Genomic DNA, 22,057 nt, shown 5'->3' with positions numbered 1-22,057 from the left:
CCCGTGTCACCCTCGCGAGTACCCCTCGTCGAGGTCGAGCGAGTAGCCCGCGGCCCGAGCCAGCGGCGCAAGCACCGTAGCGCCGAAGCGCTGTATCGGAATCGGGAGGCCGGCGAGGTAGAGATGTCCCTCGAAGGCGTCCATGAGGAGGCCCAGGCGGAGCGGGTTGAGCGGAATCCCCGAGCGCGTGGTCTTCCCGACCTGCGAGAGGCCGAAGGCAAAGCGCATGAACAGGTCGGTCTGCATCGCCGGCGATAGCGTGACCTCGATAGTGAGTGCCTCGTCGCCGGCGTTCCAGAACGCGTGCGCGTCGCCGGGTTCGAACGTCACGTCCTCGCCGGGGTACAGCGTCGCGCGGTTGCCGTTCTTCTCGATTGCCATCGCCCCCGACTGGACGGCGATGGTCTCGGTCTGTTTCGGATGGACGTGTTTGACCGCGTGGCTCCGCGTCGAGCGGGGCTCTAAGGTTATCTCGACGCGGACGTACTCACCGTCCGTCTCCTCGCCTGTCTCCAGAAACCGGATCGTCTGTCCGGCTGGCCGACACTCGACGCTGTCGCCCGAACGGGCCACGGCGGACCACGATGTCATAGGCGGACGGTGAGCCGCGCAGTATTTAGTGGCTGGCACGGCCACGTGGTCACGAATGGGGAACTCAGCCCGGTTCCACCCCTGGATAGCCAGGCTATACGACTACATCAACGTCTACTTCGAGCACCGGCAGGCGCCGGCCCACCGGGAGTACCTGGCGAGGGAGGTCTCGGGGACGGTGGTCGAAATCGGCGCCGGAACCGGGACGATGCTCCCGTATCTGGAGCGGGAGTCCGCAGGCGTGGCGGAGTACTGCGCAGTGGAGCCGGACCCCGGGATGCGCGAGCAGCTGGCCCGGCGACTACGCGACGTCGCGTTCGACGGCGACGTGGTCGCGGCGCGGGCCGAGCAGCTCCCGTTCGCGGACGACAGCGCTGACGCGGTGCTCGCCAGTTGCGTGTTCTGTTCGATTCACGATATCGACGGCGCGCTCGCGGAAATAGCTCGCGTCCTGGCTCCCGACGGGGAGTTCCGGTTCTTCGAGCACGTCCGCTCGCCCGGCCTCGTCGGCCGGTCACAGGACCTCCTGACCCCGCTGTGGCGCCGTGCCGGCGGCAACTGCCATCTGAATCGGGAGTTCCTGCCCCGGGTGAGCGACCATCCCGCGCTGGCACTCACAGAGGCAGAGACCCACACCGCGGGCCACTATCCGATACGGGAGTTCGCCCGCGGTCGGGCGAGCCCAGAACCGGTCGCCGGCCGGACCGCCCCGTCGACGACTGCCGCGGTTTCAGACAGATAGGTGCGGTTCGTTCTGCGGTTCGTCGAGCACGTCGCGAACACCCTGTCGGACCGCTTCGTCGCTCGACAGCGACGGTTCCCACCCGAGTCCGGCCAGTTTCTCGATGGAGAGACGCATCTTCGGGACGTCGCCGGTCCAGCCCCTGTCACCACCGGTGTACTCGTACTCGGGGTCGATACCCATCTCGTCGGCGACGATGTCGGCGATTCGCGTCACCGACGTCGTCGTCCGCGTCCCGAGGTTGAACGTGTTCATGCTGCCCTGGGCGTGCTCTATCACGTGACACATCGCGTCGACGCACTCGTCGACGTGCATGTACGACTTCTCCTGGCGGCCGTCGCCGAGAATCGTCAGTGATTCCGGGTCCTCCTGGAGCTTGTAGACGAAATCCGGGATGACACCGGCCCCGTATCGTGGGCCGACGATATTGGCAAACCGGAAGTTCCACACCGTGAAATCGTGACTGTGCGCGTACACCGATAGCAGCCCCTCTTCGGCGAGTTTGGTGACGCCGTAGACGCTAATTGGCTCGAGCGGAGCGTAGTCCTCCGGCGTCGGCCGCGGCGCTTCACCGTACACCGTCGAGGAGGAGGTAAAGAGGATGTTGTCGACGCCGACCTCGTCCATCCGTTCGAGGAGGTTGTACGTCATCGTCTCGTTGACCTCCATCTGTTCGCGCGGGCGGTCGGTGTTGACGTACTTGTCCGCGGCGAGATGGAAGACGGCGTCCAGATCCTCGGTCACGACATCGGCGACGACCGCTTCGTCGGTGATGTCGCCCTCGACGAGGTCGACGCTCTCCGGAACCGAGTCGGGGATTCCGTTCGAAAGGTCGTCTACGATGCGTATCTCGTTGTCCCCGGCCAGCTGCGATGCGAGGGCCGACCCGATGAGGCCGGCACCGCCGGTGATGAGGAGTCGCTTGTTCTGCAGGTCCATATAATACGTCGGGAACGGTTGTGTAAAAAGGATGCTGATATACGCCGTCTGTGCGGGGCCCTGACCACGTGAGTAGACTGTCCCGTTTTGGTATCGAACCGAAAGCCAGTTCGCTGTATCCGTTTCCGTTCATGCGGTTTTCAATCTCGAACCCGAACAGCTGCGCTCGACTTGCGTACGCTTTTATTCTGCCTTCCCGAAGCGAATATAGATGCGGCCCCCAGAACATCTGGCCTTTGCCCTCATTCCACTCATTGGCTACACGCTCGTTCGGTATCGGCGGCCACCGACGGGATACGCGATGCTGTACGTGGTGTTGGCGACGCAGTTACCCGACCTCATCGACAAGCCGCTGGCGTGGACGTTCGGCATCATCCCAAGCGGGCGGATGCTGGCACACTCGATCGTGCTGAGCGGGCCACTCCTCTGTCTCGGGTATCTGCTGGCACTACGTCGTGGCAGGGGTCGCCCAGCGGCGGTGTTCAGCCTCGCCTATCTCTCCCATCTGGTCGGTGATTTCTATCCGATTCTCACGCAGGGAACGGACTACTATTTCTTTCCCAATTTGTTCTGGCCCCTGCTGGAAGCGAATCCAGACCATACCCCGTCTTTCGCCGCCCACTTCTCGGGTGACCTGTCCTCGTTGCTCGTGCCACTTGTAATGTTCTCGCTGGTGATGTGCTATATTGTCGGGGATATTCTGTGGCGGTCCGGAACGAAGCGAGCTGATTTGCCGTCGCCACCGCTGTGAGTCAGTGACCTGTCACTGGCGACGACCGAGGTACGCTATGTATGGACGCTACGATACAGTTCCTGTACCGCCGGAACGGCGTTATGCGGAGCGGTTCCGTGCGAACACCCGACTCACGGCGTTGGACGCCGTCGTCGCCGACCGAGACAGCAGAGATTTAGCATGCTCGAAGGCAGTTCCGAGGGCGAGCAAAATCACGTAGATAACACCGAGGACAAGGATGACAGCGATATTTCCGAGAGCCACGAGCAGCGAGTCATCGGAGTTCATATCATATATACCCACTGTCATCATAAATATCTATCTCGTGAATTATCAGAAGTGAGATTTTACACGGGCCGATTCCGCGCTGGGCAGTGACTGATATGGCCATCTTCTGAGCAGCGGACTGACTGGTAAGTGAGAGTTTTATGATTCCGTAGCGGTCGACTCGGGACCGTCGGACGAACGACACCACTCAGGCCGACGTGGCACCGCCGTATCCCTGCTCACCGTACCCCTGTTCGGCAGTGTTGAAATCCGCGTTATATCGGTTCGGTTCGGTGCTGGTCGTGTCGTCACCGCTTCCTGAATCAGAGTCGCCCGTGTCGTCACCGCTTCCTGAATCAGAGTCACCCGTGTCGCCCCCGCTTCCTGAACCCGAGTCACCCGTGTCGCCCCCGCTTCCTGAATCCGAGTCACCCGTGTCGCCCCCGCTTCCTGAACCCGAGTCAGTTGACCCGGACGATGTCGAAGTGTCCGAATCAGTTGTGGTATCTGTGTCGCTCGTACCGGAGGTTGTCCCGCTGTCTGAGCCCGTAGAGTTATCGCCGGCGGTCGAATCGTCGGGCGTGGGAGTCGTCGTTGCAGTCGGCGTCGGAGTCCGTTCCGTGACCGGCGTCTGCGTGTCGGCCGGGGTCTGGGTCTGTTCCGCGGTCGTGGTCGGCTGTGGCGCCGGGGCGCCCGCTTGACTGTCACCGTCGGATTGGCCGCTCGACCCGAGCGGGATACCACCGTAGCCAAACGACAGGGCGTACTCCGGGTCGCTGTCCGAACCGAACAGCACGTCACTGGAACTGGTGCCCGCCGCGATGGTGACCGAGAGCCCCGCATATTTGAGGAAGTCCCGTCGCTCCTGACTGACGTCCGTTGCCGTCTCACGGAGGCGGCCGAACGACTCGCCCGTATCCGGGAGCACGGTCTGGACCGACCGCGTCGGTGCATCCGGTAGCAACGCGGCGCCGGAGAGTGCTGACGGAGAGTCGATCTCGCTGACACGGGTCGCGACCGTCTCTATCACCCGTGTACTCGAATCACGTGTCCGTCGTAGTGCGGTCCCGGTACGTTCGGTGACGGCGGCAGGGGCCGGGAGCCGGTCGGTGTAGTCAGCAAGTAGCGTCCCGGCCGGAACGATTCGAGCGGTGTGACTCGCGAGACCGTCCCGGTACGGGGTCGGGTCCGACGTGGAGACGACCTGTTCGACCGCCTGGTCGTAGGAATCGAACGTGTTCGCAACCATCGTCGAACTGAGATAGCCGTGTTCGTTCATCTCAGCTGGTGATGGCGGATGACCGAGTTCCCGATAGAGACGGGCAATCTCCAGGCGGACCTGTGACTCAATCTCGATACCGGCCGCCTCGAGCGCCGCGTGCCAGCCCCCGAACGTCTCGGTGATGTGCGCGATGTTGTACTGCGTCTCCCGCTCGATATCTGCCGCCGTAATGACCCTGTCGAGGGACTCGTCGACCCGCCTGATGACACCGATATACTCTGCCTGGAGGCCGGAGTGGCTCGTCTGGCCGACGGTCAGCGGTAGACCCTCGCAGATGCGGTCGAACGAGGACATGAGTGCTTCAGAGACGGTATAGACAGCCGGTCTATCCTCCGACTGCCTCTGCTTCTCGCTTGCGGTACGGTCGCTTTCCAGGGACTCTTTCTGTCGCATCCACTCCTCGAGTGTCATCTCTCCACTCGAATCCTCACCGGCTTTTGTATCCCTGTTACTCATGTGACAAACGAGTGTCGAACGCCGTTCTGCGCCCAACTATCCTGTTAAATTGTGTCCGTCCATTTAACTTATTTTATTGAGCGGGTACTATTATCCAACTATTTCAGAGAAGTAGTTTACAATTCATGTTTGGCCTTCCTTAACGACGCCACCGTAGCCGTGCTCCCCGTACCCCTGCGTCCCGAGTCCAGAACCGGAATCTGTCGACATCTCCGTGGATGTCGCCGTTTCCGTATCAGTCGGTGTTGGCGTCACCGTACCGGTCTCGCCGGTGGTTTCAGATGACGTGGTCGTTTCGGGGTCATTTTCGCTCTCAGTTGTCTCCGTATCAGTGCCTCGCTCAGTCTCTCCGGGTTCGCTTCCACCACCGCCACTACCAGACGTCGTCCCTTCCGTCCCAGAGGACTGTGTAGAAGTCGATTCGTCCGGCGCTGACGGTGTCTGTCTGGGCTGGTCGAGAGTGGGTGTCGAGGGCGTGAATTCGGTTCCGGTGGGCGTGGTATCTGTCGCTGTCGGCGTGCTTTCGGTCCCAGTAGAGACCGGTGTTCCACCGTATCCGAACTGTTGTGATGGTGGGTCCGGCTCGTCCCGCCCGAAGAGAAATCCGCCCGTCCCGGCCGCGACAGCGACCCAGCCACCGAACACAGCTCCTATTTTGAGTACTGTCCGGCGATCGAGTGGTGTCTCGGCCGTCGTCTCCGCGCCGTCGGAGTCGGGATTCTCATCTGTCATAGTTCGAAGACCGGTGGTCGGATCACGTGACACAGACTGTGCCGACCCGAGTGACGCCCTGCATCGTCTCCACTGTCTCCACCACCGCCGGGCGATTGCCCTGGACGCTGGCTGGTTTGGCCCCACAGTGAGACAGTTACGTTAGCGGTCAACAATGGAAAGTTCCGGTAAGCGAGCCAAAATATTACGGCCCAGATATCAGCAGTGATAATTGAAGAGAGTGGTAAATCAGCAGTATATCGTCTCTCAGTGGTAGTTGTGCAATGGGGCCCCTCAGGCGGTCATCGTGTAACTGATGACGGCCAGATTCCAGGTCGTGAGGCCCACACCGACAACTGCAAAGGCAAGTGGAACGCCCACGCCGTGCGGGGTGTCGACGAGACGGAAGGTAACGTAGCCAACGACCAGGGTCAGAATCTTGAGCGCGACGAAACCACCGAATCCGTAGCTCGAGATAATCGCGTCGACGGCTGGGTTGCCCTCTGCCAGCGGTGTGACGAATACAGTCACGGATGTAGTCAGCAGGTCGCCGATGCCGTAGAACCCGAGGGCGAGCCACCAGAGCCACTCCGTCATCTCGACGAATCCGTCCAGGGCACTGGCGACTGGCGAGTCAGTCATACCATCAGGGAGGCGGAGAGATGCAAGTAGTTTTAGGCCGATATGTCTGACCTGTAACCGGTCTGGTGTGGACTGATAGGGCCCTCTCACTCACGAACTGTTCCGGTCTCGGCGAGTTCCTCGAGGACCGAGACGGCGGTCTCGACCGCGCCGGGTCGGAAGTACTTCTCGCGCTCGACCGGGCGATGGTCCGGGGCGGCGAGTTGCTCGGCGAGGTCGTCCGCGCTCTCGACGACTGTGGCCTCGCCCGCCTCGATGACAGGAGCCAGCCACTCGATGGTCGGTTCCCGGACCAGATAGGTCGCTAGCTCGAACGCGAGCCCCTCGTAGAGTGCGGTCGATCCGACACCGACCTGAACGGACGATTCGGCGAAGAGATCGTACAGCGAGGGACCATCCTGCCCGACGACGGACAACGGCGCGTCCGCGAGCCATTGATAGTCAGTTTCCCAGCTGCCGAACTCGTCCGGATGGAGCTTGTATACGAACTGGTACGGGATGTCCGGTCGGGCGCTCAGGTCGGCGGCTATCTCGGAGAGCACTGGCCCGGCTTCCGGTGTCGAGATGAACACCACCTGCTGGCCCTGTTCGAGCGGTCGGCGCTCTAGGAGTTCCTGTTCGAGGTACGGGTATCCGACGGCTTGAATTCGGTCCGATTCGAGCGGAAGCGAGGCTGCCGTCTCCCAGAACTCACCGAACGTGAGTAGATAGTCCGGATAGGCTTCTTTCGTCCGGTCGCCGGGGAACGCGTGCTGGTACGAGTACGGGCTGATCTGTCCGTGTTGCAGTTCAGCGACCGGGATATCCGCGTCGTGGCAGGCCTCGATAAACGTCTCTCGGCCGGAGTGGGCGACGATGGCGACTAACTGTGGGTCAAGGCGAGCCAGGAGGCGGTCGTATAGCGGTTTCTTGACAATGCGACTCCGCAGCATCGAGAACAGCCGTTCTGTCAGGGAAACCGTGACATCGAACGTCGCTTCGAAACGCTCTTGGGCTGTTTCCATTCGTTGCTTGGTTTCCGACGGTACGTTCGGCCGACTCAGCTTCAGGTGATCGTTCAACTCCCCGGAGAACTCGAAGAGGTCAGTATACCGTAGATTCGGCGTTGGGGTCGGAGTGAAATGTGTTTTCTTCCAAGCTGGTTCGAGATGTATCGTCTCAAGCCCGACCGCCTGATTGAGCGGGTCACAGTATATATCCCACCACTGTCCCGCTCGCTGCTGCCGGCGAGGGTGACCGAAGAAGAGTAGTTTCCCTGAGGGAGCCAAAAACGGGTTCCGCCGGGCGAAATTGCGACATAATAAGTAACTCGCCCGAAGCGAGTCGTTCAGGGAGACTGTGTCCGGATGGACTTCTCCGGTCAGATTAGTTTCGGCCAGGAGTTGTATTTTAATCCCCTCACGGAGACGTTCCCATACTGGTATCCCGTCGACCGTGAGCTCGAACAGATGTAAGTCATTCTCCAACTCGAGGAACCGCGTATGGAACTCATCGAGCTCCGTGGAGTACCCCTGCATATCTACCTCGCGGTCGGAGCACGCTGAGCGTCGAGCAGACCGGCGTACTTGCCGGCTTCATCGAGTAACTCTTCGTGAGTTCCGGATTCGACGATGGTTCCATCGTCGAGGATATTGATCTGGGCCACATCGGTCACCGTCGACAGTCGGTGAGTGACGGTAACGACGGCGTACTCGTCCTCGACCCGAGTGAGGTTCTGGTAAATTCGCTGTTCGAGCGCACTGTCGAGATCGCTCGTCGCCTCGTCGAACAACAGGATATCGGCGTCTTCGACGAGAGCTCGGGCGATCGCGACCCGCTGTTGTTGTCCCCCGGACAGTCGGACACCATCGTCGCCAAGGACTGTCTCGTACCCGTCCTGTAAGTCGTCGACAAACTCCGTGACCTGTGCGATTTCGCAGGCGCGCGCAACGGTTTCCGGGCTCGCATAGAGGTTACCCACAGCGACGTTGTAGTGCAGTGTATCGTTGAATATATACGGGTCCTGTTGGACGATAGCGACTCGGTCCCGCCATTCATCCAGGCTGAAAGCAGAAATAGACGTGCCATCTGCGGCTATTCTGCCTTCTGTCGGCTCATACAGACGGGCTACCAGCGAGATTATCGTCGACTTGCCCGCACCCGACGGGCCGGCAAAAGCAACGACATCGCCTCGTTCAAACGAAAATGAGATGTCCTCAAGCACCGGCGGTTCGTCGTCGTGGTACTGGAAGCTCACGTTCTCGAAAGTAACAGTGTCGACGGCCGAAACCGGTTTAGTCCCCTCGTTCGATTCCTGATTCGCGGCGAGCTCTGCGACAAACTCCTGTGTTCTGACCAGGTGCGGTAGGTCGGTTTCGAGTTCGTAGAGCAGCGTGTTCATGTGACTCAACTTCGGCCCAAGCCGGAACATCGCGAACAGGAAGACCCCCAGCCCACCGAGAGAGATATCTCGAAATTCGATGCCCACGTAGAGTAGCAGAAACACGAATACCGCCGTCACGAAGTAGTTCAGACTTCGAATTGCCTCCTGGTTTCGCCTCCTGTCTATCATCGCGGCGGTATACTTGTTCACGCCGGCCCTGTATCTCGACAGCTGCTGGCCCTCACTCCCCAATATTCTCACCTCTCTGATGCCCTGGATGCTGGATTGGATGCTCTCCTGCAGGCGCTCGTTGGCATCGGCGACGCGGCTCCCGACACTGTATCCGGACTCGAAGAGATACCTGACACACAGCATGAACGCCCCAAGTACGAGTCCAGTGCCAATCATGAGATACGGAGCCACGTACAGCGCAATCGACAGGTAGGCGGCACTAATAAGCAGACCCTTGACCAGGAGCACGATACGATGAATCGCCTCGCTAGCGTGTGTAGTCTGCGTGATGAGGGCGTTGAGTATCTCGTCTGACCCAGTCTGGTCGATGTATTCGAGGCGGGCAGAGAGTGAGTATTCGAAGGCCTCCGTCCGGAGTGAGCGAATATACGTCATCCGGAGGATAGCTGTGAGCCACCCGGAAAGAAACGACATCAGATAGCGAACCCCGATTACCAGGGCGACTCCGGCGACGATGTAACCCAACTCGAACGGGACTCCAAGCACGGCGTAGGCTGTTGCCAGCGCCCTGACTGGGCCGGACGGGTCACCGTTCGATTGCGTTATTTCGATAATCGGGAGAAGGAATCCAATACCGACTCCCTCCAACAGCGCGGCGAGCAGACTTGTTGCTACCACGGCAACTGTCAGTACCGGTCGGTACGTCGCTACCGGGAGCAACGACCGAAGTTGGGTTCTGATCGGAATGTCGTTGGCCTTGTCTACCACGGTATCTCACCGGGGCCGAGTATTTTCCCCCAAGTCGTACAGTAATATAAAACCACTCGAATAGATAGAACCGATGGATCCGGGGTAAAAGGAATACCATTATAAAAATACAGTCATGAATATACAAGCGTGAGGGGGCTCAACGTTCTATTGATAAACGATTCGGCGGAGATTGTCGGGGGTGTCGAGTATGTGATGCAAGAGGAGATGACGTACCTTTCCAACCAGGGGTATACCGTCAGATCGATCGGACTCGGGACAGTCGAATCCGGGGACTCGTTTACCGATACGACGATCCCCGAGTCAGATTCGCGGGTGGTACGGGAAGTTGCCGGCCTCACGATCGAGCCGAAAATTTACAGTCGATTACGAACAGAAATAGGTGATTTTGACCCCGATGTCGTACACATACACAAATCCCAGAAGTACCCGGCTACTATTGCACTCGCCACACGTGGGTATCCAAGCATAAAGACCCACCACGATTACTCTACCGTGTGTCCGTCAGCGTGGGGTGTCAAGCAGGATACGCTCGAGGTCTGTGAGTGCGGTGTGGGCGCGAAATGCTGGCAACACGGCTGTCGCACACTCCCCGTCGTCGTGGGCTACTATCTTCCCCAACAAAGGGTACAGCGGTCGATGGAGCGGCGGCTGATCGACAAACACATCGCACCGGGCCAGACTCTGACCGATTACCTGAATGACTTCGGATATGATGCATCGCGGGTCCCCAACCCACAACCGTCCGAGAATACCGATGGAAATACTGCAGACGACGGTTACTTTGTGTTTCTCGGTCGACTGGCGGAGGAAAAAGGAGTCGAAAAACTGATACAAGCAGCTGTAGAGATAGCCGCAGACAGCAACGACATCGATATACGCATCGCGGGGACGGGGCCGCTCGAAGAGCAGCTAATCGAACAGGCCGAACAACAGTGTCCAGAATCGGTCGAGTTTCTCGGATACGTGTCAGAAGAGAAAAAGCACGAACTTTTCACTCACGCACGGGCAGTGATCGTCCCGTCAATCTGGATGGAAGCGTTCGGAATGGTCGTGCTCGAAGCCATGCAATGTGGGACTCCAGTGATAGGTAGTGACAGAGGCGGTATCGGCGAACTCGTACAGGACGGAAGTACCGGCCTGGTGTATCCCGCCACAGATTCGTCGATGTTGGCGGCACAGATACGCAAACTCCACACTGATCCGGAGCTCGCGGGCGATCTCGGAAAGAGAGCGCAGGAGTGGGTCTGCCGTAATTACAGTTACGAGGCACTTGGACCGGTGCTTGAATCACAACTTCACGCCGCCGTGAGCTGAGAGCCCTTCGAGAGACAGGCCGCGTCGTGGCGGCAACCGGGTGGCGACAGTTTTCCGACCGCACCGTTACCTGTCGGAGTAGTAACACATCTGGAGTGTATAGGTCTTCGGCGAGTCGCAGTGCTGTTGGGACTCCATTGTTTCAAACCGATGTGGCTCTGCGCGGGTGACCGGTCGAGCTATCCGCTCGGGGCCCACGTACGGACGCGCTATGAGGTGCTTGTCAGCCGGCCGGTCCGCTGGAGGGGGCGCGCTACGGCGCCGAAGGAAAGGCGGCTCCCTCGACGACGGGAAGCTGATACGGCCGGAACAGGACGACGTCACACTACCCGCTCACATCGCCGATTCGGGCGAAGAGTTCGGTCTGGATATGGACATCGACGTCCTGCGCGCCGTGTTACCTACCGACTGGAAAAGAGAGCGTCACCCCGATACCTGTCGACTCTTCGAAGGCCAGCTGCAGGCCCTGGGATACAGGTGACTCAGAGTACCGAGTCGTGGAGATACTCGGCGAGGCGCAACGAGGTCGCGCCGATAGTCAGCGTCGGCTGGGAGGCCCCCATTGTCACGAACGGACTCGAACCGGCAATAGAGAGATTTTCTACGTCGTGTGCTCTGAGGTTCTCGTCAACCACGCTCGCGGACGGATCAGTGCCCATTCGCGTCGTCCCGGCGCTGTGTCCGGCCCCCTGACGCAGCTCGAACACCTCTCGATCGCGGACCGTTCCCGGTAATTCGTCCACGATGTTCCCCAGGATGTCTTTGGCGGCGTCCATCGTCTCTTCGGCGTAGTCGGTGAAATGACCCCACTCGATGTTCGGCACGGGGTTTCCGAACGCATCAGTTTCACTGGTGTCCAGCGTGACCTGGTTGCGTTCGTTCGGTAGCACTTCGATTTCGGCGACGACCGTGAACCGGTCCCCGGTCGCATCGGCGATCAGGTCGCGAAGTTCGTCGCCCCAGACTATGGGCTCGGTGTCTTTCCCGAGTTCCACGAGCGGGTCTATGCCGATGTTCTGCGCTGTTTTCTGCAGGTTTACGAGCGGTTCGCGCTGCTTGAGGGCCAGTTCGACAGGTTTCGGCCCCCCTTGGTTACTGAACTCGATCTTGAACGAACCCGGGCCGACCGTCCCCGGTTCGTAGAACTGGTACGATTCCATCGTCCCGAAGCCGATGCGGTTCTGCGCCGTCTTCCGGTCGAGCCTGCCCGCAACACCGACGTACGGATGCTCCATCAGATACTTTCCCACAGCACCACTGGAGTTTGCCAGCCCCCCGGGATGTTGCGGTGACTCCGAGAGGAGAAGGAGCCGTGGGTTCTCGATTCCACCTGCAGCAAGCACGAACTCGTCGGCTGACTGGGTATATGTCGTGCCATCTGGTGTCTCGTACACGGCTCCGGTAATTCGGTCGCCGCTGGCATCGTGTTCGAGCCGCTGGACCACCGCCCGATCGATGAGGGTCGCACCCTGTTCGATGGCTTTCTTTGCGTGGACGCTGGCGTCGTACTTCGCACCCGATGGACATACCGGCGAGCAGGTACCGTACCCGACACATTGGCTCCGTCCATCGTAGCTTTCCGAGTTGCGCGCGTTCGGGACCGAATGCACTTCGATATCAAGAGTCGAACAGGCCTCGGCGAACAGCGAATCGGAGTGGCTTCTCGGGAACGCGTCCATCGGATACTCCTGCTCACGTGGTGGGCCGAAGGGGTTGTCTTCGGCACCGGCGACACCGAATGCCGCCTCGGCTGCCGCGTAGTACGGTCTGATATCCTCGTAATCGACCGGCCAGTCTCTGCCGTACCCGTAGCGTGTCTGCATCTCGAAGTCTTTCTCGGTGAACCGAGCGACCCGACCACCCCAGTGGAGCGTCGACCCGCCAACGCCCTTCGCACGCAGTCTGTTGGCCGGGTAGCTGACGGGGCCGCTGACAGTGTAGGCGTCTCGCGCCTGGTCGAGATCCCATACCGTCGTCCGGTGATGTGTCGGTCGGAGGGCCCGCTCCATTCGTTCCGTCCGTGTCGCGAACTCGAACGTCTCTCCGGCCTCGAGGACGACGACATCGTGACCGTGCTCGGCCAGTTTGTACGCGATCAGCGAGCCCGCCGGACCCGAGCCGACGATACAGACATCCGGTTCTGCGGCCGGTGTTCTGTCCGACTCACTCATCAGTCGACACCGCCTGATAGGCCGTCGTTCCGCCCGGATACCCTGGGGGATTCGGGTTCCCGACCAGCTCTCCACCTTTCGGCGTCGTGTAGAGGGCATAGAGGAGATTGTTGATGACGTAATACCGTATCTGCTGAACTGACGTCCCGTCTGGGTCCGGATACGCCCTGGCAGCCCCCATCGAGCGGAGCAGATCACCGCGTTCCGACGGGTCGAGCTCGGTCGGGCGACGGCCCGTCTGGCGACTGCTCGCACGCCGCACGCCAGTGAGCGCCGAGACGATGCCGGAGGTGTGGTCGGAATCGAGTTGATGTTGCCCAGCGACAAACGTCTCGATAAAGTCGGAATTCACCGTCACATCTGACGGGTACAGTGTCTCGCTGAGCGCGAGGAGGGTCTCGATATCCTCGGAAGTTAGTTCGGTCGCAGTCGGCTCAGAATCTTCGAGCCACGCAGTCAAAGGAAGTCCGAGACCCCCCAATGCGATCAGCGCGTCACGTCTCGTCAGTTCCATCGATTTTCCCCCGTCACCGTTTCTCGTATACAACTGTTTGTGAATATCATGCTCGCTTCCCGACAACTGCGAGTGCAGTTATAGCGGTCATTCCCACCATTATCGTTGCGATTTTGCCCCAAGACAGCGTCTGGATAAGCGTCGCGGCAGTTCCGCCCAACTTCTGGTCAACAATGTAGTTCGGTATCAGTGCGAACGATTCGAAAATGAAGCTGGTCACGTAACCGACACCGCCCCATACCACGACGATAGCGGCCACACGTCGACGCATACGCTTTGGCAGGGTTACTCGTTTTCGAACGCTCGAAAAACACTCAAAGACAGCCCAGGCGAACGGAACGCCGGCGAGGGTCGGCACGAGAAGCGCCGTGAGGAACTGAGCGTATGCGACATCGAACGGTGCGAGTGAGAGAACATCGGCGACCAGTCCCCCCATCGCTGCAAGCGCCATAACAGTGAGCAGTGCAACTCCCAGGGAATGTCCCAGCCAGGCCAGCGAGCGCCGCTTCGGATCCACCCAGACCCATGCACAGACGGACGTCGCGGTAAACCCGGCCAGTGCCAGAACGACACCCATGTCGAAACTGCTGAAAATCGTGCCACTGGCCATGCCACCCACTGCCACACCCCACCGAGCGCGTATGCCTACCAAGATTGTAGCGAAAAGTATCGCAAGCCCCAGAAAGCTAGCCCCCCACGTAAACGGGGCCAGTAACCACCGAAAGAGTGTCTCGGCAACGATGACCCCCGCAGTGATCCCACCTATCGCTATGTCCTGCCTGTGGGGCGGGTCGGTACATCGTTTAAGTGAAAAATTGCTGCACATTCAAGGTCATTTAAGTATATTTGGGGAGGTTAATTAACCTGTCGCTCGCCCGGTTACAAGTATAGCCCGTATTATATCGTTATAATCCTCCCCAGTGTCCCACGATACAGAAGGACCTCAAGGAGCCCGAATGTCATGCCGGCGATAGCATTGGTGGTCTCAGCCACGGGTTGGTTCGGAACCGGTATAAAACCCCGCCACAGCGTGACAATCGCAGGGGTCCGGGTTCGTCCAGAGCAAGTGGAAATCATACTCGGTCGAGTTTGTGCGCGTCCGCTCCGATTCAGCAGAGCCACCCCATCTTTGGACCGGGCTGCGGTCACACCTGCTGAGACCCCGTTGGCCAAACTCAGCTACTAGAACATCGCACCCAGTGTTGTTTCCAGAACCAGTCGTCTGCCGAATAAGTCCAATTGAAGTGCATTTATGATTGCATCGAGATAAATTTATTACCTAGGGTTCGGTTTTCGACCAGTGTCGCAGGTAGAACTTTTCTCCAACACCACATGACATTCAATGCTCGTATCCGATTCGTCGCGCTTGTCGTCGGCGCTCTCGCTCTCCCAGCCGCCGTAATCTCGGAGCTGAACTCGTTTTCTTACGGGTTGTTTACCGCAGCTGCTGTCTTCGAATTCCTCCTGTTGGTGATACTTACCACACCAGACTTGCCTGGCGCGGTTTGGATTAGACGGGTTCGTCGATTGGCCATTTTCGGACTGATGGTGCTCACCGGCATCACGGGCTGGTACCTATTTTTGACTGTCCCGGTCTAAGTTAGCCGGCACCCGACTACGGGTCCCGAAATGCACCTATTCGGAGCGTGATAAGGAGATCGTCGGTATCGGTTGTAGTCACTGTAGGGCGTACCTCAGTTCCGGAGCTGTGTGCAAGCCCCGTCGCGAACAGTGACACAATTGGATGGTCGAGGTTATCTTTTTGATCGAAGATGCTGCCGCTAACCTCGATAGTCACGTGGTCGTCGTCGATGCTCTCAACTGTGGCCGCCTCGGCTAGGCCGAACCGGTCGACTAACGCGGTCGATAGCGAGTCTACGGCCTCCGCGTTGCTTCGGGGCAGCCTACCGGCCTCGGCCAGCACTAGCTGCAAGAAGGGGTCACCAGACGGCTTGAGGACGATGCCCGAGACGGAGTCACTGGGCTCGGTACCGGTCTCGACTTCCGCTATGTCGGGCGTCTCGTCCCCTGCAAACTCGGGGAAGAACAACTTGATACCGTCTGCTGTGGGGACGTATCTCGGCTGCTGACTGGTGCTGAGCTTCTCCACTATCCAACCGACGTTCTGATTCCTGACTGACTCAACAGCACGGGTGACGTCTGCCGGCAGAAACCGCTCTGGTGTGACGACGTAAAGCAGTATCGAGCCGAAAATCCCCACCACACCCAGAGTTACCAGGGTCTGACGAAAGGTCGGAAGACTCGTCGCCATGGCAAATAGAACTGCTGCGAGGATGAGCAGGAGCCCCATCCCTGTGTATTTCTGTGACCGGTGTTTGGAATAACTGTTCGTAGCGGCCGTCGATCCGCTAGCTGTAGACGATTCGCCATCCCGCTCAGTATCCGGCGCTCCCTCTTTGGAGGTCATCAACTGTTTCCCCCACAGGAACGCTCGGTGATGGCTAGTGATACCGTAAGAGCAGAGACAGTCAGACCCCCAGCCAGTATCTTATCGAGCATTGAATGTTATCTCCTGCCTCCCCACATTGAAATTACTGGTCTATGACCGCTGAAGCTGGTATCCACAGGAGAGTATCCAGAGACGCCCGAATATGGGAGACGATATCCATGCAAAGTGACCGTCAGGTCCCTCCCGGCGACGGGTTTCTGACGAGAGCTCGTGTGTCCTTGTGAGCCACGGCAAGTCCGCCGTATACGATAACTCCCAGGAGAATGTACAGTGCCGTATCGAGCAGTGAGTTAATCCCGTAGATGCCTTTCAGGCCCACCAAAGTGCCCCACATGACGGTCGCAGAGAACACTTGCCATCCTATCGTCCGCCACGGGAACCTGATAGTTACGAATCGACGCGCCGCCACCACATACAGGAGCGTCCCCGCAGCGAAGCTTCCCGTCGTTCCGATTCCAGCACCGAGAATGCCGTATCTCGGAATGAGATAGTAATTCGCCCCTGCATTTACCAGTATTGAGGCCCCGGTGACACCCGCACAGATGTCCGGGCGGTCGAAGGCGCGGACGACCTGTGCGAGTACCTCCTGGACGGCGTGGCTTATTTTGTCGGCAACGAGGATCAACAGCACGAACGATGCCGCGGTGGTCTCCGGACCGAAACCGAACCGTAACAGCGACTCACCCACGACGGCGACCCCCGCCAGAGCGGGGATGCTCACCAGAAGCCCGGCACTGATCGACCACTGAGTGATGTCGGCGACACGCTGGTGTTCACCGTTGGCCACGAACTTGCTAAACGAGGGGAAAACCACCTTCGAGATGGAGGCGGTGACGATCATCACAACAGTAGAGACCCGCCATGCAATCTCGTAGTGCGTCACCGCAGTCTTCGTCAAAAAGAGCCCAATCAGTAGCGTGTCCAGACTATTGTACACCTCCCACCCGATAGACGAGGACACGAAATCATATTTCGAGAAACTGAATAGCGATTTCGCGTGGCTCATCGACGGGCGGCCGAACTCCGTGTCGACCATCACGTACCCGAGGACGAGGATCCCGGTCAGGCCTGCCAAGAACCCATACAACGGAGCGAGGTGTCCCAGCCCGACCAACGATAACGACGCTCCGATACCGACCCACCCTATCTGGCGTATTGCAAGTAGGTACGATGTCTCTCCTACCCGTTGCTCTCCCCGGAGGGTACGGAGGAACAACTGTCCGGCTTCACGGACGGTCAGTGCTACTAGTAGAAGTATCGCGATATCCGCCCCGAGATAGCTGTTGATTTGTGCCTGCGATGCGAGGATGATGACTCCCAGGACGACGAGCAATCCGAGTTTCAGTACCGCAGTCGTCGCGAGGTACTCGCCCCGGTCGGTACCCTCGGAGAGACGTTTCTCCAGAGCGCCCGAAAGCCCGAAATTACTGAAGATAACGAAGAGGGCAAGTAGCCGTTCGAAGAGGAAGTAAATCCCCAGCTCATCGGCCCCGATGAGACGCGTAAACAGCGCAGTCCCCCCAAAAACCAGGGCCGCGTTGAGCCCCTTTGCACCGGCTAATTTGACAGAATCGGACGAAATTGAACTATCTTGGTCGCCCATTCTAAGGACTTCTCGATGCTTCGTACAATCTTCTGCGTTATAATAACAAGGAAATGTCTGTACAAATAATGATTGGAATTTGAGTCCGGTGTTCGAGATAAAAATACAGCATTCGAGGATGAGCACCCCTTGTCACCCGAGCTGACTCACCAGCCAGCGACACTAACGGCGATTACGAGCCGTTCGACCAGTATCGGGACAGCGGCGTTGCTGAGAGCCACATATTCACGATGGTTCAGTCGAGGTTGCGCCATCGGTGGGTGTCACCCGGGCCCGTGAGGTGTTCGATACGCGTTCGGTGTTCCCCGCCGGGATTCGAAGGATGATGACTGCCGAGTTCTCATACGCCGGAACGGACCGTTCTCGCAGATACTGGTACTCCTCTGAACCCAGCTCGTAGCGCGGTACGGGCTCAGAAGTCTGCGGTACGATGGCGGCCTTACGGACGAAGATATAGCCGCTCTCGTTCCACGGAATCTCGACCTGGCCGCTAAAGTTCTTATAGTGCTGGAGATACGGCAGCGACGCCCCGCTAACTCGATGGAACGCAGTACTCCCGAAGGTCCCCGTATAGATCGTCGAGTTGTTCCTGTTGTCGACAACCCACTGTGCAGCCCGATACTCTTCGTCGGTGTAGACGACCGAATTGGGGTTCTCGTGGAGATTTATGGCGCTCGAGGCCGGGTCTCCGGCTGCCTCGTACGCCAGCCCTGATGAAAACAAGAAAAACAGCATCACGAACACGATAGCTATTTTGTGCGTGTGAGAGGGGAGCCCAGGCATCGAGAGCCGTGACCCGACACTATCGAGGGTATAGCGAACCCCGAGTACAGCTACAGGGGCGAGGACGATGAGGCTGATATCGAGTGCTCTGTCGATACCGAGGTACCCGCTGACAACCATCGAGAGTCCGAGAATGCTGAAAAAGCACAGCGCGAGCGGGTCGATATCCACAGAGAACATCGGCTCCCGTGTCGTCACCCCATGAAACAGGAGTACTAGTACGCCCAGGAAGATAGCGCCAAAGAGCATGCCGTGCAGGCCCAGATTAATCTGATCGACGATGACCGTCTGCTGGGCCGCAACACTCGCGCCCGTCCGGGACTGGGCAGACCCACTGGTCAGTACTGACTCGATTGAAGCGAGGATAGCCGATAACGCCGCGAGAGGCTTTTTCCCGCCGGTGAAAATCCCGTACCAGATGATGACGACAGCATAGAAGTACGATACGAAGAGAGCCGACACTGCCGAGAGCGAGTCGGGCTCCGCGTACCACTTCTTTAATACATATGTCAAGATGATGAACCCGAGGAACAGGAACGTAACTGTGTAATGTGAAAAGACAATCCCGATGGCAACGATTGCCGCAATGGCGTTCCGGTGTGACGACCTGATGTTTGCCACCCATCCGACCAGCAGGGCTGCCATGAAGAACTGCGCCATGTGCTGTTTCGCCGGGGACGTGTGGAAGAACCTGTAGTACGCGATGACGAGCACGCCTGCGGCGAACGCTTCTTTTCTCGAGAGTCGCTGGCGTCCGATACGGAACACTGCCGCTGGAGTCAGTCCGAACACGGCCACGTAGACGATATCGAAGACAGCATCGGGGGCGACGTTTCCGACCGTCTCGAAAAGAATGGGTATGCCGACGATCACTGGCAGCCCGGTGTGGGCCCGCTCCGATCCTATGTACCCAACCAGCTCACTCAGACCGACGGCGCTGGCACCCCGTTTGAAGAACACGTCCTGCACTGACCAACTCCCGACATCGGTAACGTAATCGATAGTGTTCAAGCTCATCTGCACGTCGATGCCCACGGCGTACCCGGTCACCAGTGTGTGCGAGAGCAGGACACCCGTCGCCAGGCCAAAAAGCGCCACAGCCGTTTCGAAATCTGTCTGGGCCCAATAGACCAGCAGGGGTCCACAGACGACCAGCAGCCCCATGACGACGAAGTTCTGTGATACCAGTCCGTACTGTTGTTGAATCAGTGCGCCCCCGCCACCGAGGAGGACTGGCAGCGACGGAATTAGCAGCCGGGATGAGATGTCGACAGTTGGTACTGTCGGATTCGGTTGCGAGGCCCAATACATTATTGCGGCGATCGTCGGAAGGGATACCGCAGTCGCAACGACCAGCGGTTGATGGATCGGTGCTGCAAGAAGTCCCAGGCCCGAAAGGAGCGGAATCAACAACGACGAGGCAGCCAGTAACGAAATCCCGACCGCTGGAACGAGAATCAACCGTTCGACCGGCGAGAGATCCATATGTTCGAGCAGAAAACTTCCCGTTGCGAGCACACAGAGAGCGACGAGCGGAGCGCCGATTGGGACGTCACTCAGCGAGCCGATAGTAGCGAGAGCGATCACTCCGAAAGAGTAGTAAAGAACCGTTCGGGGCCGCGAAACTTTCGAAAGCTGTGCTAACACTTTTTGATTAATATCGGCTTCAAAGTATATTGTTTTCGCTTCTCCCCCTTCCGGAAGAGCCATATAAATTCTCGGTGTATACGTCGGTAATGAATGTTCTCCAGGTGACGGCCGGAAATCGGGCTTATCCACCGGATACGGGGGGGTATCAGCGAACGCACGGGTTGATGCTGTCGTTTACTGAGAGCGACGACTTCGTCCACCGCTACTGCTGTTCAGGGATACTGGCGACGTATCACGAGGAGGGGGAGCTGCTAGAAGAGGAGGTGGAGCTAACCCCTGCTTTAGTCGAGAAGCGGCATTACAGTATCTTGCACGACATCCCGAAAATAGTGGGACACTTGGGCTGTCCCGTTTTCGCGTGGCCAGCAACGCTCAAGTCGTGGGTGGGCGACAGGATTGTCGAACAGGTGAACGAGGCCGACGTCGTGATGGCTGACAGTCCACACATCGCGGTTTTCCTGGCGGAGAACACGTCGACACCGACGGTGTACTCCAGCCACAACATCGAGTACGAACGGTACCTCTCAACTAACGACGGCTGGCTCAGTAAGTCCTTCGGGAACCGGTATCGGCGCGTAGAGGAAGCAGCAGCCCGAAAGTCGGATCTCGTTGTCTGTACGACCGAGCGCGACTGTGATCAGTTTTCGAAAGACGCGTCCGCGACGGCGGTCATCCCGAACGGTATTGCTGGTGAGCGCATTACGGGGACGACTACACCAGCCCCACGAGCCAAGTACGATATCCCAGACGATGGAGTCGTCGCGACCTTCCTGGGCTCAGATTACGGTCCCAACGTCGAAGCCGCCGACTGGCTCGCCGAGAACTGGTCGAAGCTGGACGAGGAATACCACCTCCTGATTCTCGGTGACTCCGGCGACAGCATCGAAACCGAGCAGGAGAACGTGCACACGACGGGCTACGTCGAAGATCTCCAGGCAGCGCTAGCGATGGCTGATATTGCACTGAATCCGATATTCAGCGGCGGCGGCTCGAACGTGAAACTCCTGGATTACTTTGCCGCGGAACTACCGGTGGTTTCGACACCGTTCGGGTCACGGGGATTCGAGTTGGAGGCCGGCGAAGATCTGCTGCTTGCGGAGAAAGCCGACTTTTTCGGCGCAATTGACCGCTTGGGTTCGGACGAGTCGCTCCGACGACGGCTAGGGACAAACGGCCAACGATCGGCTGCTGAAAACTACACCTGGGAATCTCTCTCGGCCCAGCTTCGCGCGACGTTCGCGGAGACTCTGACGATGCAATCGTAACGAGATAGTAGCCCAGTGAGATAGCAGAGTAGTCCATGATACAGCCTGATATATCAGTTCCAAATACCAATATTGATAACTAGAGCTGTGCATTCAATACGGCTGGAGATATTATCCAATATGCAATCCAGTGACCCACAGAATTGAACTCAAAACGCTTCCCTGTGCGATATTTCAGCATATCGGTCGTCCGGCAGATAGACTAACTAGCGACTTCTGCCGGAAGGCGAGTCTCAAAAAATCAAATCCGATATTGGTTCCCGGTGAACTGTGACGGTTAGCAGACAAAGAGCGTGTAATTATGGCAACAAACGACAACACTGACTCGAATCACGGCTACAGTATCCCCCAAGAGGGGTCGACAGATTGGCACAAGCCCCTGAACGACAACTTCAGACAGATCGACAACGACGTCGAGGTCAGGGACACCGAAGCGAACCGAACGGCGTACACCCCCGAGACGAACGCGAAGTTCTTGGCGACCGACACTGGCCGGACATACATCGGTGACGGCAGCAACTGGCAACCCCTCTCGCTACCGGCCGGCGCAAAGACTCCGAGTATCGTCTGTTTCCAAGACGCTGACGGCAGCTACGCCG

At 58.6% G+C, this 22,057-nt stretch carries 19 protein-coding genes and 1 pseudogene; 7 read left to right on the top strand and 13 right to left on the bottom strand.

The features are described 5' to 3' along the window. Nucleotides 1–6: 6 nt before the first annotated feature. On the bottom strand, nucleotides 7–591 hold the full coding sequence (locus EGD98_RS00095; RefSeq protein ID WP_220586312.1) for a cupin domain-containing protein: 585 nt from the start codon (nucleotides 589–591) through the stop codon (nucleotides 7–9). A 55-nt stretch (nucleotides 592–646) separates the two neighbouring features. Between EGD98_RS00095 and EGD98_RS00090 the strand changes: the two genes are divergently transcribed. After that, a complete protein-coding gene (locus EGD98_RS00090; RefSeq protein WP_220586311.1) occupies nucleotides 647–1,333 on the top strand; it encodes a class I SAM-dependent methyltransferase in 687 nt (228 codons plus the stop codon). On the opposite strand, the gene EGD98_RS00085 is transcribed toward EGD98_RS00090, so the two are convergent. After that, on the bottom strand, nucleotides 1,322–2,272 hold the full coding sequence (locus tag EGD98_RS00085) for an NAD-dependent epimerase/dehydratase family protein (protein ID WP_220586310.1): 951 nt from the start codon (nucleotides 2,270–2,272) through the stop codon (nucleotides 1,322–1,324). The two genes, EGD98_RS00090 and EGD98_RS00085, sit on opposite strands and share 12 nt — an antisense overlap. Nucleotides 2,273–2,483: 211 nt before the next feature. Here EGD98_RS00085 and EGD98_RS00080 point away from each other — a divergent pair, with 211 nt between their 5' ends. After that, nucleotides 2,484–3,023 (top strand): metal-dependent hydrolase, encoded by a 540-nt coding sequence (locus EGD98_RS00080; RefSeq protein WP_220586309.1) that lies wholly within the window; start codon nucleotides 2,484–2,486, stop codon nucleotides 3,021–3,023. A gap of 81 nt (nucleotides 3,024–3,104) precedes the next feature. Here the strand turns inward: EGD98_RS00080 and EGD98_RS00075 are convergent, their stop codons facing one another. The 5 genes from EGD98_RS00075 to EGD98_RS00055 all read right to left on the bottom strand — a co-directional run bounded on the left by EGD98_RS00075 (nucleotide 3,105) and on the right by EGD98_RS00055 (nucleotide 9,685). Then, complete coding sequence (locus tag EGD98_RS00075; protein WP_220586308.1) at nucleotides 3,105–3,293, bottom strand: hypothetical protein; 189 nt, start codon at nucleotides 3,291–3,293, stop codon at nucleotides 3,105–3,107. A gap of 187 nt (nucleotides 3,294–3,480) precedes the next feature. Further along, nucleotides 3,481–4,965, bottom strand: coding sequence for a homing endonuclease associated repeat-containing protein (locus EGD98_RS00070; protein ID WP_220586307.1), 1,485 nt, complete (start codon nucleotides 4,963–4,965; stop codon nucleotides 3,481–3,483). 1,050 nt (nucleotides 4,966–6,015) lie between these two features. After that, nucleotides 6,016–6,363 (bottom strand): DUF5658 family protein, encoded by a 348-nt coding sequence (locus EGD98_RS00065; protein WP_220586306.1) that lies wholly within the window; start codon nucleotides 6,361–6,363, stop codon nucleotides 6,016–6,018. A gap of 86 nt (nucleotides 6,364–6,449) precedes the next feature. Further along, nucleotides 6,450–7,367 (bottom strand): hypothetical protein, encoded by a 918-nt coding sequence (locus tag EGD98_RS00060; RefSeq protein WP_220586305.1) that lies wholly within the window; start codon nucleotides 7,365–7,367, stop codon nucleotides 6,450–6,452. Nucleotides 7,368–7,882: 515 nt separating this feature from the next. After that, complete coding sequence (locus EGD98_RS00055; RefSeq protein ID WP_220586304.1) at nucleotides 7,883–9,685, bottom strand: ABC transporter ATP-binding protein; 1,803 nt, start codon at nucleotides 9,683–9,685, stop codon at nucleotides 7,883–7,885. Between the two features lie 129 nt (nucleotides 9,686–9,814). On the opposite strand from EGD98_RS00055, the gene EGD98_RS00050 reads away from it, so the two are divergent. Together EGD98_RS00050 and EGD98_RS00045 are read left to right on the top strand one after the other, a co-directional pair. After that, nucleotides 9,815–11,002 carry a glycosyltransferase family 4 protein gene (locus EGD98_RS00050; protein WP_220586303.1) on the top strand — a complete coding sequence of 396 codons (1,188 nt, stop codon included), beginning with the start codon at nucleotides 9,815–9,817 and terminating at the stop codon, nucleotides 11,000–11,002. 211 nt (nucleotides 11,003–11,213) lie between these two features. Further along, entirely contained in the window at nucleotides 11,214–11,483 is a 270-nt protein-coding gene (locus EGD98_RS00045; protein ID WP_220586302.1) for a hypothetical protein, read from the top strand. Nucleotide 11,484: 1 nt separating this feature from the next. Here the strand turns inward: EGD98_RS00045 and EGD98_RS00040 are convergent, their stop codons facing one another. Genes EGD98_RS00040 through EGD98_RS00030 form a run of 3 tightly spaced genes read right to left on the bottom strand, consistent with a single transcriptional unit; the run spans nucleotide 11,485 to nucleotide 14,297 of the window. Then, nucleotides 11,485–13,173, bottom strand: coding sequence for a GMC family oxidoreductase (locus tag EGD98_RS00040; RefSeq protein ID WP_220586301.1), 1,689 nt, complete (start codon nucleotides 13,171–13,173; stop codon nucleotides 11,485–11,487). Further along, nucleotides 13,166–13,687 (bottom strand): gluconate 2-dehydrogenase subunit 3 family protein, encoded by a 522-nt coding sequence (locus EGD98_RS00035; protein ID WP_220586300.1) that lies wholly within the window; start codon nucleotides 13,685–13,687, stop codon nucleotides 13,166–13,168. Before EGD98_RS00035 ends, EGD98_RS00040 begins: the two co-directional genes overlap by 8 nt. A gap of 46 nt (nucleotides 13,688–13,733) precedes the next feature. Continuing rightward, the gene (locus EGD98_RS00030; protein ID WP_220586299.1) at nucleotides 13,734–14,297 is read right to left on the bottom strand and encodes a hypothetical protein; all 564 of its coding nucleotides are present in this window, start codon (nucleotides 14,295–14,297) and stop codon (nucleotides 13,734–13,736) included. Nucleotides 14,298–15,019: 722 nt separating this feature from the next. On the opposite strand from EGD98_RS00030, the gene EGD98_RS21380 reads away from it, so the two are divergent. Then, on the top strand, nucleotides 15,020–15,286 hold the full coding sequence (locus EGD98_RS21380; protein WP_483867029.1) for a DUF8044 family membrane protein: 267 nt from the start codon (nucleotides 15,020–15,022) through the stop codon (nucleotides 15,284–15,286). A 16-nt stretch (nucleotides 15,287–15,302) separates the two neighbouring features. Here the strand turns inward: EGD98_RS21380 and EGD98_RS00025 are convergent, their stop codons facing one another. The 3 genes from EGD98_RS00025 to EGD98_RS00015 form a co-directional block, all read right to left on the bottom strand. Further along, nucleotides 15,303–16,115: a DUF7982 domain-containing protein gene (locus EGD98_RS00025; RefSeq protein WP_483867028.1), complete on the bottom strand. Its 813-nt coding sequence runs from the start codon at nucleotides 16,113–16,115 to the stop codon at nucleotides 15,303–15,305. Nucleotides 16,116–16,329: 214 nt separating this feature from the next. After that, nucleotides 16,330–17,760, bottom strand: a complete 1,431-nt coding sequence (locus tag EGD98_RS00020) for an oligosaccharide flippase family protein (protein WP_220586297.1) — start codon at nucleotides 17,758–17,760, stop codon at nucleotides 16,330–16,332. Between the two features lie 225 nt (nucleotides 17,761–17,985). Further along, a complete protein-coding gene (locus EGD98_RS00015; RefSeq protein ID WP_220586296.1) occupies nucleotides 17,986–20,253 on the bottom strand; it encodes a DUF2206 domain-containing protein in 2,268 nt (755 codons plus the stop codon). A gap of 26 nt (nucleotides 20,254–20,279) precedes the next feature. On the opposite strand from EGD98_RS00015, the gene EGD98_RS00010 reads away from it, so the two are divergent. Next, a complete protein-coding gene (locus EGD98_RS00010; RefSeq protein ID WP_220586295.1) occupies nucleotides 20,280–21,458 on the top strand; it encodes a glycosyltransferase family 4 protein in 1,179 nt (392 codons plus the stop codon). Between the two features lie 301 nt (nucleotides 21,459–21,759). Continuing rightward, nucleotides 21,760–22,057, top strand: a pseudogene (locus EGD98_RS00005) (hypothetical protein); the annotation flags it as partial.

Source organism: Haloarcula salinisoli, from assembly GCF_019599405.1.
Lineage (GTDB): Archaea > Halobacteriota > Halobacteria > Halobacteriales > Haloarculaceae > Haloarcula > Haloarcula salinisoli.
The sequence above is the reverse complement of the archived record's forward strand: the minus strand, read 5'-3'. Positions and strand labels throughout refer to the sequence as shown.

What these genes read in the sequence shown, in the direction of transcription:
- EGD98_RS00065 (WP_220586306.1), bottom strand. Translation starts at nt 6,363, where the DNA reads ATGACTGACTCGCCAGTCGCCAGTGCCCTGGACGGATTCGTCGAGATG.
- EGD98_RS00085 (WP_220586310.1), bottom strand. Translation starts at nt 2,272, where the DNA reads ATGGACCTGCAGAACAAGCGACTCCTCATCACCGGCGGTGCCGGCCTC.
- EGD98_RS00075 (WP_220586308.1), bottom strand. Translation starts at nt 3,293, where the DNA reads ATGAACTCCGATGACTCGCTGCTCGTGGCTCTCGGAAATATCGCTGTC.
- EGD98_RS00070 (WP_220586307.1), bottom strand. Translation starts at nt 4,965, where the DNA reads ATGACACTCGAGGAGTGGATGCGACAGAAAGAGTCCCTGGAAAGCGAC.
- EGD98_RS21380 (WP_483867029.1), top strand. Translation starts at nt 15,020, where the DNA reads ATGACATTCAATGCTCGTATCCGATTCGTCGCGCTTGTCGTCGGCGCT.
- EGD98_RS00030 (WP_220586299.1), bottom strand. Translation starts at nt 14,297, where the DNA reads ATGGCCAGTGGCACGATTTTCAGCAGTTTCGACATGGGTGTCGTTCTG.
- EGD98_RS00060 (WP_220586305.1), bottom strand. Translation starts at nt 7,367, where the DNA reads ATGGAAACAGCCCAAGAGCGTTTCGAAGCGACGTTCGATGTCACGGTT.
- EGD98_RS00025 (WP_483867028.1), bottom strand. Translation starts at nt 16,115, where the DNA reads ATGACCTCCAAAGAGGGAGCGCCGGATACTGAGCGGGATGGCGAATCG.
- EGD98_RS00040 (WP_220586301.1), bottom strand. Translation starts at nt 13,173, where the DNA reads ATGAGTGAGTCGGACAGAACACCGGCCGCAGAACCGGATGTCTGTATC.
- EGD98_RS00090 (WP_220586311.1), top strand. Translation starts at nt 647, where the DNA reads ATGGGGAACTCAGCCCGGTTCCACCCCTGGATAGCCAGGCTATACGAC.
- EGD98_RS00010 (WP_220586295.1), top strand. Translation starts at nt 20,280, where the DNA reads ATGAATGTTCTCCAGGTGACGGCCGGAAATCGGGCTTATCCACCGGAT.
- EGD98_RS00095 (WP_220586312.1), bottom strand. Translation starts at nt 591, where the DNA reads ATGACATCGTGGTCCGCCGTGGCCCGTTCGGGCGACAGCGTCGAGTGT.
- EGD98_RS00015 (WP_220586296.1), bottom strand. Translation starts at nt 20,253, where the DNA reads ATGGCTCTTCCGGAAGGGGGAGAAGCGAAAACAATATACTTTGAAGCC.
- EGD98_RS00020 (WP_220586297.1), bottom strand. Translation starts at nt 17,760, where the DNA reads ATGGGCGACCAAGATAGTTCAATTTCGTCCGATTCTGTCAAATTAGCC.
- EGD98_RS00035 (WP_220586300.1), bottom strand. Translation starts at nt 13,687, where the DNA reads ATGGAACTGACGAGACGTGACGCGCTGATCGCATTGGGGGGTCTCGGA.
- EGD98_RS00045 (WP_220586302.1), top strand. Translation starts at nt 11,214, where the DNA reads ATGAGGTGCTTGTCAGCCGGCCGGTCCGCTGGAGGGGGCGCGCTACGG.
- EGD98_RS00080 (WP_220586309.1), top strand. Translation starts at nt 2,484, where the DNA reads ATGCGGCCCCCAGAACATCTGGCCTTTGCCCTCATTCCACTCATTGGC.